Source organism: Cupriavidus sp. USMAHM13 (assembly GCF_001854285.1).
GTDB lineage: Bacteria > Pseudomonadota > Gammaproteobacteria > Burkholderiales > Burkholderiaceae > Cupriavidus > Cupriavidus malaysiensis.
Genome location: NZ_CP017751.1, coordinates 2,353,619 through 2,366,428, shown reverse-complemented (window position 1 = coordinate 2,366,428; position 12,810 = coordinate 2,353,619). Strand labels below are relative to the sequence as shown.

General features: G+C 68.2%; 14 protein-coding genes. 5 read left to right on the top strand and 9 right to left on the bottom strand.

The genetic code is table 11. From position 1 onward, the window contains the following. Positions 1–78: 78 nt before the first annotated feature. Positions 79–1,044: a helix-turn-helix transcriptional regulator gene (locus BKK81_RS10390; RefSeq protein ID WP_071012641.1), complete on the top strand. Its 966-nt coding sequence runs from the start codon at positions 79–81 to the stop codon at positions 1,042–1,044. 50 nt (positions 1,045–1,094) lie between these two features. On the opposite strand, the gene BKK81_RS35310 is transcribed toward BKK81_RS10390, so the two are convergent. Then, complete coding sequence (locus tag BKK81_RS35310; protein WP_156811201.1) at positions 1,095–1,475, bottom strand: hypothetical protein; 381 nt, start codon at positions 1,473–1,475, stop codon at positions 1,095–1,097. Positions 1,476–1,966: 491 nt separating this feature from the next. Between BKK81_RS35310 and BKK81_RS10380 the strand changes: the two genes are divergently transcribed. The 3 genes from BKK81_RS10380 to BKK81_RS10370 all read left to right on the top strand — a co-directional run bounded on the left by BKK81_RS10380 (position 1,967) and on the right by BKK81_RS10370 (position 5,106). Further along, positions 1,967–2,602 carry a TetR/AcrR family transcriptional regulator gene (locus tag BKK81_RS10380; RefSeq protein ID WP_071012637.1) on the top strand — a complete coding sequence of 212 codons (636 nt, stop codon included), beginning with the start codon at positions 1,967–1,969 and terminating at the stop codon, positions 2,600–2,602. Between the two features lie 7 nt (positions 2,603–2,609). Then, the gene (locus BKK81_RS10375) at positions 2,610–3,719 is read left to right on the top strand and encodes an alkene reductase (protein ID WP_071012635.1); all 1,110 of its coding nucleotides are present in this window, start codon (positions 2,610–2,612) and stop codon (positions 3,717–3,719) included. A gap of 286 nt (positions 3,720–4,005) precedes the next feature. Beyond that, positions 4,006–5,106 carry a helix-turn-helix domain-containing protein gene (locus tag BKK81_RS10370; protein ID WP_083384044.1) on the top strand — a complete coding sequence of 367 codons (1,101 nt, stop codon included), beginning with the start codon at positions 4,006–4,008 and terminating at the stop codon, positions 5,104–5,106. Positions 5,107–5,108: 2 nt separating this feature from the next. On the opposite strand, the gene BKK81_RS10365 is transcribed toward BKK81_RS10370, so the two are convergent. The 5 genes from BKK81_RS10365 to BKK81_RS10345 all read right to left on the bottom strand — a co-directional run bounded on the left by BKK81_RS10365 (position 5,109) and on the right by BKK81_RS10345 (position 9,773). Continuing rightward, positions 5,109–6,113: an aldo/keto reductase gene (locus BKK81_RS10365; RefSeq protein ID WP_071012633.1), complete on the bottom strand. Its 1,005-nt coding sequence runs from the start codon at positions 6,111–6,113 to the stop codon at positions 5,109–5,111. An 82-nt stretch (positions 6,114–6,195) separates the two neighbouring features. Then, the gene (locus BKK81_RS10360; protein WP_071016314.1) at positions 6,196–7,311 is read right to left on the bottom strand and encodes an alkene reductase; all 1,116 of its coding nucleotides are present in this window, start codon (positions 7,309–7,311) and stop codon (positions 6,196–6,198) included. Positions 7,312–7,409: 98 nt separating this feature from the next. Next, the gene (gene dkgB, locus BKK81_RS10355; protein WP_071012630.1) at positions 7,410–8,216 is read right to left on the bottom strand and encodes a 2,5-didehydrogluconate reductase DkgB; all 807 of its coding nucleotides are present in this window, start codon (positions 8,214–8,216) and stop codon (positions 7,410–7,412) included. Between the two features lie 251 nt (positions 8,217–8,467). Further along, complete coding sequence (locus tag BKK81_RS10350) at positions 8,468–9,436, bottom strand: LLM class oxidoreductase (protein WP_071016312.1); 969 nt, start codon at positions 9,434–9,436, stop codon at positions 8,468–8,470. A gap of 13 nt (positions 9,437–9,449) precedes the next feature. Beyond that, the gene (locus BKK81_RS10345; RefSeq protein ID WP_071012628.1) at positions 9,450–9,773 is read right to left on the bottom strand and encodes a MoaF-related domain-containing protein; all 324 of its coding nucleotides are present in this window, start codon (positions 9,771–9,773) and stop codon (positions 9,450–9,452) included. 193 nt (positions 9,774–9,966) lie between these two features. On the opposite strand from BKK81_RS10345, the gene BKK81_RS10340 reads away from it, so the two are divergent. Beyond that, positions 9,967–10,893 (top strand): LysR family transcriptional regulator, encoded by a 927-nt coding sequence (locus BKK81_RS10340; RefSeq protein ID WP_071012627.1) that lies wholly within the window; start codon positions 9,967–9,969, stop codon positions 10,891–10,893. A gap of 244 nt (positions 10,894–11,137) precedes the next feature. On the opposite strand, the gene BKK81_RS10335 is transcribed toward BKK81_RS10340, so the two are convergent. The 3 genes from BKK81_RS10335 to cydB all read right to left on the bottom strand — a co-directional run bounded on the left by BKK81_RS10335 (position 11,138) and on the right by cydB (position 12,804). Further along, positions 11,138–11,428 carry a cyd operon YbgE family protein gene (locus BKK81_RS10335; RefSeq protein ID WP_231907898.1) on the bottom strand — a complete coding sequence of 97 codons (291 nt, stop codon included), beginning with the start codon at positions 11,426–11,428 and terminating at the stop codon, positions 11,138–11,140. Beyond that, positions 11,425–11,538, bottom strand: coding sequence for a cytochrome bd-I oxidase subunit CydX (gene cydX / locus BKK81_RS10330; protein WP_071012625.1), 114 nt, complete (start codon positions 11,536–11,538; stop codon positions 11,425–11,427). The genes BKK81_RS10335 and cydX overlap by 4 nt, the downstream gene beginning before the upstream one ends. 123 nt (positions 11,539–11,661) lie before the next feature. Then, positions 11,662–12,804: a cytochrome d ubiquinol oxidase subunit II gene (gene cydB, locus BKK81_RS10325; RefSeq protein ID WP_071012623.1), complete on the bottom strand. Its 1,143-nt coding sequence runs from the start codon at positions 12,802–12,804 to the stop codon at positions 11,662–11,664. Between the last annotated feature and the right edge of the window lie 6 nt (positions 12,805–12,810).

Here is a 12,810-nt window from a genome sequence, read left to right as displayed (position 1 = left end):
TCCTCCTCTCCTGTCCCCTCCTCTTCCTTTCCCGATCGTCCCGCTTCCGCAATCCTGCGGGATCGCAGCATTCATTCCGTGAAGATCGCCACGGACAGTCTCGAAGAAGCCCGCATCTTGCTGGATCGCTCCTATCCCGGCATCACGGTGCGACCTGGCGCTGGCGAGGACTTTCACATCGCGCTCGAAACAGACTTCCTGGACAGCGTGGTAACCCATCAATTGGCAACCCGCACGGGGGTCAATTTCTGCGTCCCGGAGCGGTCCGATGCGTATATGCTCGCCGCCCTGGACGACGGCAGGCTCGACATCGAAGTCGGACGGCGCTGGCACGCGAGGCTTGCCCCCGCGCTGGTCGTCGTTGATGCGACCCGCGTGTCGACCTGGCGCTGGCATCCGGGCAGCTACGAGATCGTCCTGGTGACGGCGGAATGCCTGCACGCGCGCCTGGCGCAGTGGCTGGAGCGGCCGGTGGTGCAACGCATCCGCTTCGATCTGGAGGCGCCGGCCGATCAGCGGGTCATCCGCCTGACGCGGGAGATCGTGCGGGTGGCGAGGCTGCTTACGGCACTCGACGGTGAGCCGGGAGGCAGCCCCCGCGAGGTCCTGAAGCATCTGCTGGACGCGGCGATGTGCGCCCTGCTCCAGGTCGTGCCTCACAACTATTCCAGCTACCTGGCGCGGCGCCGGTCAGGCCCGTCTCCCAAGCATATCCGGCGCGCGATCGACTTCATCCACGCCAATGCTCAGGCCTCCATCACCATCGTCGACATTGCCAACGCATCTCATGTGAGCGTGCGCGGCCTGCAGGCGGGCTTCGCGAAGTTCCAGGGACTGACACCCATGGCCTACCTCAGGCAGGTAAGGCTCGAAGGCGCTCTTGCCGACCTGCGCGCCGCCGCGCCAGCGCAGACCATCGCCGAGGTCGCCAGGCGCTGGCGCTTCTGCCACGCTGGCCAGTTCGCGCTGGATTTCCGCAAGGCCTTCGGCATGTCGCCGTCGGAGGCCCGCAGCCAGGTGCACGCCAGCGCCGCCGCGGGTTGATCGCAAGCCAGGGCGCGGCGGGTTCGCGCTACGGCTATCGGGTTCACGCATCAATTCGGCTTGCGCGCGCCGGACGTACTGCGCGCGTGGCAGCGGCTGTCTATGCTGGCAGGGCCATGCGACTTCCCGTTGTGCGTGGTTTTTCCCCCGTTGCCCGGATCATCCGACGGCTTGGAAGCCCCCCCTTCCACGTCGTCGGCATGCAGGGCCCGCGGATCCGTCAAGGCAATGGAGGAGGCCTGCCGATGCAGGCCTTCTTTTTTGCGTGCCGCCGGCTCGGCAGTGCCGCCGATACCTGCTCCGCGGTACCCGCGTCGGCCCCGCCGCTGTCGGTTTTCCGCAAAGAAGATCCGATTCACGTAGGCATTGCGCAGACCTGCCTGTCGAGGTGCTGACGGCGCCGCCGCCGGTCTGGCATCGTTGTTCACCATACCTGAGCGGAGCGCCGGGATGCAGCCCCAGGAACAGCCACTTCGGCTATCGCTTGAAGACCTGAAACGATTCGCCTCCGTACTGACCGATGGCTCCTTGATGAAGGCGGCAACGTTGCAGGTGATCGCGGAGCAGGAGGAACGCGGGCGCAGGCAGGAGGGTATCTGCCGGAAGCGCAGGCGGTCGGATGGTGGCTAGGGATATGCCTTGCTGGGCACATCGGAGCCGCTCCGAAAGCAGGCCGGCCCCGCTTTTTCACATGAAACCCTTACGGAAGGCTGGCGGTACCTACCGGCGTCAACGTATCGGTATCGCACTGCGTCCACCCTCTGCTACGGCGTGTTCTACCGTCTGTTCTGCCATCTTGCGCCGCGGATTTTCTTGTTAAATCATTGGGTTGATCGCTAATTTCCGGGTTCCCCCCGGAATGCGCCAAAGCTGTGCTGCTTCCCTGTTGCGTTTTAAGACGACTGGTCATATTATTCCCGCCATGGCCCGCACCGCAGACAAGACCGACATCCCCAACCGCCTGACCAAGGCCGGGCGCGAGTTGTTCTCGCGCCTCGGCTACAACGCCACCGGCATCCAGCAGATCACCGATCATGCCGGCGTGCCGAAGGGTTCGTTCTACAACCACTTCGAAAGCAAGGAAGCGTTCGCCGCGGCCATCATCGCGCAGTACGCGGACTACCTGCATCGGTCGTGGGAGGCCATGATCGAGATGGCGCCACCGGAGCCGATGGAGGCGATCCGCTATGTGTTCAGCCGCATGATCGCCTACCACCAGTCGAGGGCGCTGCAGGCCGGCTGCCTGATCGGCAACTTCGCGGCGGAGATCGCCTTGTCCAGCGAAGCCTGCCGTGCCGCCCTGCAAGCGGCGCAGCTGGCCTGGCGCGAACGGCTTGCCGGCATGATCGGCCAGGCCCAGGCGTGCCATGCCATCCGCACCGATATCTCCCCTTCCGATCTTTCCGGCCTGGCCTGGGATGTCTGGGAGGGCGCGCTGCTGCGCATGAAGATCGAGCGCTCGACCGAGCCGCTGCGGCGCAGCGTCGACCTGATGTTCGACCACCTGTTCCAACCGGCGGCCCCGGCCGCCGCAAGCCATCGTCCCATCACGGAGTAAGCCACTCATGGGTGCACAGACCGAAGCCTTCCTCACCGATGCCCTGTTCCAGCCGATCCAGCTGGGCAAGCTCGAGCTCGCCAACCGCATGGCCATGGCGCCGCTCACGCGCAGCCGCGCCGACGACGACCTGGTGCCGACCGACATGGTGGTCGAGTACTACAGCCAGCGTGCCAGCGTCGGCCTGATCATCGCGGAAGCCACCCAGGTTTCCTCCACGGCCCAGGGCTATACCAATACGCCGGGCATCTACACCCCGGAACAGATCGCGGCCTGGAAGAAGGTGACCGACGCGGTGCACGCGAAGGGCGGCCGGATCTTCCTGCAGATCTGGCACACGGGCCGCATGTCGCACACGCACTTCCAGCCGGACAACCAGTCCCCGGTAGCGCCGTCGGCCATCGCCGCCAATGCCAAGACCTTCATCAATGGCCAGGGCTTCGTCGAATGCTCGCTGCCGCGCGCGCTCGAGACGGCCGAGATCGCAGGCATCGTCGATGACTTCCGCACGGCCGCGGCCAATGCCATCCGGGCAGGCTTCGACGGCGTCGAAGTCCACGGCGCGCATGGCTACCTGCTCGACGCCTTCCTGCGCGACGGCACCAACAAGCGCACCGATGCCTATGGCGGCAGCATCGAGAACCGCGCCCGCTTCCTGCTGGAGGTCATGGCCGCGGTGATCGCGGAGATCGGCGCCGACCGGGTCGGCGTCCGCCTGGCGCCGGTCTCGCCGGTCAACGACGCGCTGGAGAGCAACCCGCAGCCCTTGTTCGAGCACGTCGTGCGCGAACTGGAGACGCTGCATCCCGTGTATATCCACGTCGTCGAAGGCCACACCGGCGGCCCGCGCGACAACGTCGCGTTCGACTACGAGGCGCTGCATCGCCTGTACAGCGGCGTGTGGATGGTGAATAACGGCTATACGCAGGAGATGGCCGAGGAAGCCATTCGCAGCGGCCGCGCCGACATGGTGTCGTTCGGTCGCAAGATGATCACCAACCCCGACCTGCCGCGCCGCTTCCGCGAGAACAGGCCGCTGAACAAGCCGTTCGAGGACGCCTCGCTCTATGGCGGAAATGGCGCGCACGGCTATATCGACTACCCGGCGGTGGCCTGACAGCGGCATGCTCGCCTGACAGCGGAGGACGCGCCGGGCCGCCGGCGCTTGCCTCGAGGCCGCCGGCGCGTCCGCGCGCGGCGGCCTGCGGCATTTCCGGCACCCACTGCCGGCAGCCCCCGGGCCGAGCCCCGGGCAAGTCGTGGCCGTCCGTTGCGTACTGCCGCCCTGCCCCTACTGGTAAGCTCGCCTTCTGCATCAACGGATTCCATGCGGGACATCGGCTCGTCGATAGACAGTCACGGTCCGGCCGCGTGGGACGGGTCAAGACCGGACGAACACAGCCATGGGCGTCGCACTGCATGACGACGTAGTAGAACGAAGCCGGTTGTGGCTGCCGCCGCAGCCGCCGGAGCCGCCGGCACTCGCGCCGGGCATCGTGCGCAGCAGCTTCAGCGTCCAGGGGGACGCCCGCCGGAGTTTCCTGGCCTGGCAGGAGCGCATGAGTCCTGTCTATGACATACATCCTCCTTCGAAGCGGCCCGAGGATACTTTCAAGGCGTCGCTGTCCCGCTATACCATCGACGACCTGAGCCTCTTCGACTTCCTCACCGGACCGAACCTGGCCGTGCGCTCATTGGGCCGGGTGTCGACCGAGAGCGTGCGCGACATCAGCTTCAGCGTATTCCTCGAGGGGCCGCCGGCGCAGTTCCTGGGCGGCCGGTCGGGCCCTGATGCGGCGCACGGCTCGCAAGCATCGCATCCAGCGCAGGGGCCGAGCATCCTCGCGCTGGACATGGATCAGCCTTGCACCATCCGGAGTTTCCAAGGCCGGATTCTTCTCCTCTTCGTGCCGCGTGCGCTGGTGGAAAAGTCCTTCCCGGACGCCGCTTCCCTGCATGGCCGCTGGATTCACGCCACCACTCCCCTGATGCGGCTGCTGATCGACCATCTGGTGGCGCTGAAACGGCAGATCGCCGGACTGAGCAAGGCGGACGCGCAGCGCGCCTTCGTCACCGCGGTGGAGCTGCTCGTTGCCGCCTTCAGTCACCAGGCGGGCCTTGCCGGCAGCGCCCGCGCAGCGGTGCGCGCCGCGGCCTACGGGCAGGTACGGCGGCATGTCGAGGCGCGGCTGCACGATCCGGATCTGTCGCCCGAAAGCGTGCTGGCCTCGCTGCAGCTCTCACGTGCCAGCGTGTACCGCATGTTCGAGCATGAAGGTGGCCTGGCGGCCTATATCCGCAACCGCAGGCTGCGCATGGCGGCCGATGAGCTGGTGCGCTTTCCGCACCTGGAAGTCCAGGACATCGCCTCGGGCCTGGGCTTCAAGGACGCCTCGAGCTTTACCCGCGCCTTTCGGCGTGCCTTCGACATCGCCCCACGGGAATTGCACGAGTACGCCCCGTTGCTGCCGCGCCCGGAGTCAAGGCGGCAGCGCTTTGCCTAGCGTCATGCGTTGCCGGCCGGCGTGGGTGCATTGACGTCGATCAGCCGCTCGGCCTTGAGCGTTTCCCACAATTCCGCGGGAATCGGTGCTGCCGCCAGCCGGAGGTTCTCATCGATGCGGCCTGGCCGGCTCGCGCCGGGAATGACGCCCGCGACGGCCGGATGGGCGAGCGGGAACTGCAGCGCGACCGCCTTCACATCCACGCCGAAGCGGTCGCAGATGCGCCGGACGCGCGCGACGCGTCCGAGCATCTCCGGTGGCGCGGGCTGATACTCGAAGTGCTGGCCGCCGGCCAGCACGCCGGAGTTGTAGGGGCCGCCGACGACGATGCCGAGTCCGCGCGCTGCGCTGGCCGGCATCAGGCGCGCGAGCGCGCCGGCGTGATCGAGCAGCGTATAGCGCCCGGCCAGCAGGAAGCCGTCGGGGTCGGCACGCTCCAGCGCCAGTGCGCAGGGCTCGATACGGTTCACGCCCAGCCCCCAGCCCCTGATGACCTTTTCCTCGCGCAGCCGCGTCAGCGCCTTGGCCGCGCCCGACATCGCGATGTCGAATACCTCGCGCCAACGGTCGCCGTGGAAGTCGACCGCCGGATCGTGGATCCATACGTAGTCGAGCCGGTCGGTGCGCAGCCGCCGCAGGCTAGCCTCGATCGAGCGCAGGGTACCGTCCGCCGTGTAGTCGTAGACGATCTTGTTCGGCAGCCCGTGACGGAACAGGCCCCCTTTCTCGCCGAGGTCGCGCTGCGAGGCGTCTTCCTGCTCGTCGAGGATCAGGCGGCCGACTTTCGTGCCGAGCGAGTAAGCATCGCGCGGCCGCCCGGCGAGCGCTTCACCGAGCCGCAGTTCCGCCAGGCCGGCGCCATACAGCGGTGCGGCGTCGAAATAGCGGATGCCGCTTTGCCACGTGGTGTCGACCGTGGCCAGCGCCTCTTCGTGCGGAATGTCCCGGTACATATTGCCGAGCGGCGCGGTGCCGAAGCCGAGCGGGGACGGGAGCGTGATTCTCATGCGATATCTCGAAGGTAAGAATGGGTCACGGCGGACGGAAGCCTGGCGCGCCTGGCTTTCATTGCGCGTCGCCCCCCAGCGCTCAGGCCGCCGCCTGTGCGAGCGCCGGATAGTCGGTCAGGCCCCGCGCGCCGCCGCCGAACAGCGTGCCGCGATCGTGCGGCGTGAGCGGCGCCCCGGTGCGCAGGCGCGCCGGCAGGTCAGGGTTCGCGACGAAGGGGCGGCCGAACGCGACCAGGTCGGCCCAGCCTGCGGCGATCGCTTCGCGCGCGCGCTCGGCGGTGTACTTGCCCGCGTAGATCAGCACGCCGGGGTAGGCCGCGCGCAGCTTCTGCTTGAACCCGACCGGCATCAGCGGGGCATCGTCCCAGTCCGCCTCCGCGATGTGGAGGTAGCCGACGCCCAGTTCGGCAAGCAGTCCGGCGGCGGCGAGGTAGGTCGTCTCGGGATCATCGTCGACGCAGCCGTTCAGCGTGGTCAACGGCGCGAGGCGGATGCCGACGCGCGCGGCATCGCCGGTGCCCTCGATCAGCGCCTGCGTGACTTCGCGCAGGAAGCGCAGGCGCTTGTCGAGCGAACCGCCATAGGCATCGCTGCGCGTGTTGGCGTTCGAGTCGATGAACTGGTTGACGAGGTAACCATTGGCGCCGTGCAGCTCGACGCCGTCGAAGCCGGCCGCGAGCGCGTGGCGGGCGGCAGTGCGGTACTGGTCGACGGTTTCGTGGATCTCTTCGATGCTCAGCGCACGCGGCGCGGATGCCTGGACGAAGCCAGGCGTGCTGCCGTCCTCCCCGGCGATGAACACGTTCACGCCCTGCGCCTGGAGCGGCGATGACGACACCGGCTGGCGGCCGTCGAGCAGGCTCGTGTGGCTCAGCCGCCCGACGTGCCAGAGCTGGGCGAAGATGCGGCCGCCGGCAGCGTGCACGGCGTCGGTCACCTTGCGCCAGCCGGCAACCTGCGCGGCGGTATGGATGCCCGGCGTCCAGGCGTAGCCCTTGCCGAGCGGCGCGATATAAGTGCCTTCGCTGACGATGAGGCCGGCGCTGGCGCGCTGCGCGTAGTAGGTGGCCATCAGGTCATTGGCGACGTCGCCCGGCTGGCTGGCGCGCGAACGCGTCATCGGCGGCATCACGATGCGGTTCGGCAGCGTCAGCGCGCCCAGCCGCAGCGGTTCGAACAGAGGGTCCTGGGTCATCATGGTGGGTATCCTTTCGGTGGCGCGGCCGGCGGGCCGCGCACGGTTGCGTACGGTTGAGTCCGGTTGCGTACGGTTGCAATAAGGGCGCGCCGGCGTCAGTCCCATTGCGGCGCCAGGCCGTCCGGGTCGACTTCGCGGCCGTTGCGTTCGAGCGCGGCGATGTGCGCCATGTCGTCGTCGCTCAGGCACAGCGACTGCGCGAGCAGGTTGCTGGCGAGATGCTCGCGACGGGTGGACGACGGGATCACCGAGTAGCCGAGCCGCAGCGCCCAGGCGAGCACGACCTGGGCCGGCGTGGCCTGGTGCCGCTGCGCGATGGCGCCGATCACCGGATCGCCGAGCACCTTGCCGTAGGCGAGCGTCATGTAGGAAGTCACGTGGATGCCCTCGCCTCGCAGGAATCCGACCAGCTTGCGGTTCTGCAGGTAGGGGCTCAGCTCGATCTGGTTGGTCGCGATGGCGTCCCTGCCGACTGCCGCGATCGCCTGCCGCGCCAGCTCGATGTTGAAGTTCGAGATGCCGATCCGGCGCGTCAGGCCCTGCGCCCTGGCCTCGGCCAGCGCGCCCATGAAGGTGTCGAGCGGCACGCCGTTGCCCGGTGCCGGCCAGTGGATCAGCGTCAGGTCGACATGGTCGGTGCGCAGCTTCGCCAGGCTCTCCCGCAGGCTCGGCACGAGCTTGTCGGGCGCATAGTTGTCGACCCAGATCTTGGTCGTCAGGAAAAGGTCTTCGCGGCGCACGCCGGAAGCGGCGATCGCTTCGCCCACTTCGGCTTCGTTGCCGTAGATCTGCGCGGTGTCGATCGCGCGGTAGCCGAGTTCCAGGCCGTTGCGGACCGAGTCGATGACAACCTGGCCCTGCAGGCGGAAGGTGCCGAGGCCGAATGGAGGAATCTTGTTCATGGTGTGCTCCGATCAGGGAGGAGGCAAAGTTCGACAGCCGCATTCTGCGCTGCCGAACCATTGCGATAAACGTCGCCAATGGCGAATGACAATTGAAATGAAATCAAGAGTTGGCGGACTCTGCGAGCGCAGTTGCCGCCGTGGCTGTGGTCCCCGGTCCCTGGCGCTTCATGGCGATCTGGAGGCGCGCCGGCAGCGACGGCCAGGCCCAGGCACGACGCGGGCGAGCCGCCTCGGCGGGATGGTCGGATTCACGCGGCGGTTTCCGCGTCGGGCGCGATCGTGGCCGCGGCCTCGCCTCGATGGAAATGCGGAAGGACTTCACTGGCGATCTCGGCCAGCGTCTCATCGAGCGGGCGTCGGTTGCGGCGGAAATGCAGGCCGATGTGCGCCACGCCGGCGGCGCGCAGGGCCGCCAGTTCCGCGATCAGCGCGTGACGTCCCGTGCGTGCGCCGAAGCGGTGGCGCTGCAACGGTTCGTGCGGATCGGCGGCGAGGTCGAGATGAAAGAAGGTCACGTAGGGCTTGTCGCCAGCGACCGCGCGCCACGCGCCGGCGCGCCGCGCGTGATCGTCGGGCGTGCCCGGATAGGCGAGGCAGCCGTCCATGTGCGCGCCGATCCAGGCGGGCGTCTGTTGCGCGAGGCCCGCGACGAACAACGGTGTCGGCGTGCGCGCGGCCGGGAGCACGTCGAGGCCGGCCGGCAAATGGCCGCGCGCGCCGTCGCGCAGCAGCGCCACCTGTTCGCGGAAACTCGCCCCGCGCGACTCGAAGTCACGCCCGAACAGTGGATACTCGACCGGCCGGTCGCCGCTGGCGACGCCAAGCAGCAGGCGGCCGCCGCTCAACTCCTGTATGGTCGCCGCCGATTTCAGCGTCAGCAGCGGTTCGCGCAGCGGCAGTACGACCGCCGCGGTGCCGAGCAGGATGTCTCGCGTGACACCGGCCAGGTAGCCGAGATAGGAAAATGTCTCGAACACCTGCGCCGCGTCGCCGAACGAAGGGTCGTACACCGGCACGTCGCGTACCCAGAGCGCGCGAAAGCCCAGTGTGTCAGTGAGCCGCGCGAGTACCGCATGGTGTTCGAGGTCGGGCACGCCGGGGCGGCGTCCGTCGCGCTGGCGCTCGGCGTCGCCGGCTGGCGACCAGTCGTTGTCGAGCGGCAGCTCGACGCCGATGCTGAGGCCGCCGCGCCTCAGCGTTGCGAGGGGGGTGGACATGGCCGGCATCGGTTCAAAGCGCCCGCAGGCTGCCCTCCAGGCGATGGAACTCGAGCGACGCGGCGGTGAAGAGCGAGCGCGAGATGCCGGCGGTGAAATCGTCGAGATGGACCACCGTGGCGCGATCGGCTTCCTGCCACGAGATCGCGTAGAGCTCCCCGGCGACATGCTTCCATGTGTAGGCGACCTCGCCGGTCGCCCCCGCGAACGCGCCTTCGGTGATTTCGTAGCGCATGTGGACGCCATCGCCGGCGTACGCGTTGATCGCGGTGAGTCCCGGGTAGCGGACTTCGAAGGACTTGCCGGCGAACGGCGGATGAGAGTTCGGTGCGTGCATAGGGGTGCTCTCCTGCTGGAAATCGGCGGAGCCGGATCGGTGGAACCGATGGAACCGATGGAACCGATGGAACCGATGGAACCGATGGAACCGATGGAACCGACGGCCCGATTGGGCTGGAGCGCAGTTTGCCCACTTTACTTTTGCGGAAAAACCGGTCTATAAACGAAATTATTTTGATTTCAGATCAATAATGAAAGTCACGCTCGATGAGCTCCAGGCGTTCGCCTCGGTGGTCGACACCGGCTCGATCACCGCGGCCGCCCAGCAGCTCGACCTGACCGTGTCGGCAACCAGCCGCACGCTCGCGCGGCTGGAGGAAAAGCTGAAGACCACGCTGCTGCGCCGGACCACGCGCCGGCTCGAGCTGACCGAGGAAGGACGGGCCTTCCTGCAGAGTGCGCGGGCGATCATCGATTCGGTGGAAAGCGCGGAGGAGCAGATGCTCGCCCGCCGCGAGAAGCCGTCGGGGCGCCTGCGGGTCGATGCTGCGTCGCCCTTCATGCTGCACGTCATCGTGCCGCTCGTGCGCGGCTACCGGGAGCGCTTCCCGCAGGTCGAACTGGAGCTGAACAGCAACGAAGGGATCATCGACCTGCTCGAACGGCGCACCGATGTGGCGATCCGGATCGGCCGCCTGAAGGATTCGACCCTGCACAGCCGGCTGGTCGGCAAGAGCCGGCTGCGCATCCTCGCCAGCCCTGCCTACCTCGCCGCGCACGGGCTGCCGCGCAAGGTCGAGGATCTCGGCAAGCATGCGCTGCTGGGCTTCACCCAGCCGGAGTCGCTGAACCTGTGGCCGCTGGCCGGCCCCGATGGCGAGCCCTACCGGATCGCCCCGGCCATCTGGTCGTCGAGCGGAGAGACGCTCCGGCAGCTCGCGCTGGAGGGCTCAGGCATCGCCTGCCTGTCGGATTTCATGACCGCGCAGGATCGCGAGTCCGGACGCCTCGTGCAGATCCTGGCGCGCCATACGCTGGACATGCGGCAGCCGATCCAGGCGGTCTACTACCGCAACACGGCGATTTCCGCGCGGATCGCCTCGTTCGTCGATTACCTGGGCGATGCGCTCGGCGGCAGGATCCCCGCGCTGCCGGCGGCGGCGTGGACCGGAGAATGACGCGCCGAGGTGCATTCGTCATGTCGGCCTCGGACGGCGCGAGGGAACCTGCGCTCGCCCGGCGCGACCGCGCATCCTCTGGCTGCCCGAGCGCTTCGGGCATTTCTCCATCGAATTGCTCGAAGAGCGCGAACTGGAGCGCTTGCTGCAGGACGCCTTCGACGGCAGCCCATGGCTGCCCCCCCCCCGGCGCCGCGGGCGGTCGGCGTGAGCGCCGCCGCGGCAGGCGCCGCACCGCGTCTGCTCAGGCCAGCCTTGCCGCCACGGCCAGTACCAGCGCCAGCGCGCAGGCCCAGCCCGAGAACAGCCAGCGCCACGGCCAGAAGCGCGGCACGAAACCGACGCCGCGCACGAAGCCCGCGCTCATGGCCCAGAACATCAGCGAGGCGAAGCCGTGGTCGGCCTGGCCGGCCGCGTTCGATAGCGCGGGCGGATAGAGCGTGCCGCCCACCATCAGCAGCAGCGCCGTGGCCAGGCAGGCCAGGTGCAGCCGCATCGGCCTGGCGCCCTGCCCGCCGCGGGCGGCGCCGTTCACCGCTCTTCGGCGCGCTGTGTGCGCGCGTCGCTGGCTTCACCCCACATGGCATTGAGTACGGGGAGCAGCACGGCGAAGCCGACACCTAGAACCCAGCTGAAGTACCACATCGTCGTTTCCTCTTGTCTACGTCTTGTCTATGTCAATGGTTCCGGTGCCTGGCACCGGGCCACGCCCCGCGGGCGCCGTCGTGGCGTCCGCGGGGCGAAGGGGTCTGGCTGTCTCTGTCCGTATCAGTAGGCCGAATGCTCGTTGGCGCGGATATGCTCGGCGGTGACCTTGCCGCGCATCACGCGGTAGGCCCAGCCGGTGTAGCTGACCACGATGGGCACGAAGATCAGCGCCACCCAGAACATCAGGCCCAGCGTGAAGTGGCTGGACACGCAGTCCCAGATCGTCAGGCTGGCCTGCGGCAGGCTGGAGGACGGCATCACGAAGGGGAACATGGCCGCTCCGGCGGTGCCGATGATGCCCGCCAGCGACAGCGCCGAGGCGACGAAGGCCAGCAGCGTGCGCCCTGCCCCGGACAGCGCGGCTCCGGCCAGTGCGCCGGCCACGCCCAGCGCGGGCAGCAGCCACAGCGCCGGCACCTTGCCGTAGTTGGCCCACCAGGCCCCGGCGCTGCGCGCCACGGTCTTGGCCATCGGGTTGGACGGCGCGGCCGGATCGATGGCCGAGGTGATGGCGTAGCCGTCGATGCCGCCCCAGCGCAGCCAGGCGCCGGCGGCCAGGAAGGCCAGCACCGCCACCAGCGCGGCCCAGGCGGCGGCGCGCCGGGCGCGGCGCTGCACCTCGCCCTCGGTGCGGTGCGCCAGGTAGATGCCGCCGTGCATGGTGATCATGGCGCTGGACAGTACCCCGCACAGCAGCGCGAAGGGGTTGAGCAGCTGCCAGAAGGTGCCGGTGTAGGTGGAGACCATGAAGGCATCGAACTGGAAGGGCACGCCCTGCAGCAGGTTGCCGAAGGCCACGCCGAAGATCAGCGGGGGCACCGCGCCGCCCACGAACAGGCCCCAGTCCCAGGCGCTGCGCCAGGTGGGATGGTGGATCTTGCTGCGGTAGTCGAAGCCCACCGGGCGGAAGAACAGCGCCCACAGCACTGCCAGCATGGCCCAGTAGAAGCCGCTGAAGGCGGTGGCGTAGACCAGCGGCCAGGCGGCGAAGATGGCGCCGCCGCCGGTGATGAACCAGACCTGGTTGCCGTCCCAGTGCGGGCCCACGGTGTTGATGATGACGCGGCGCTCGTCGTCGCTGCGGCCGACGAAGGGCAGCAGCGTGCCCACGCCCATGTCGTGGCCGTCCATGATGGCGAAGCCGATCAACAGCACGCCCACCAGCAGCCACCAGATGATTTTCAGGGTTGGATAGTCAAGCATGGCGGT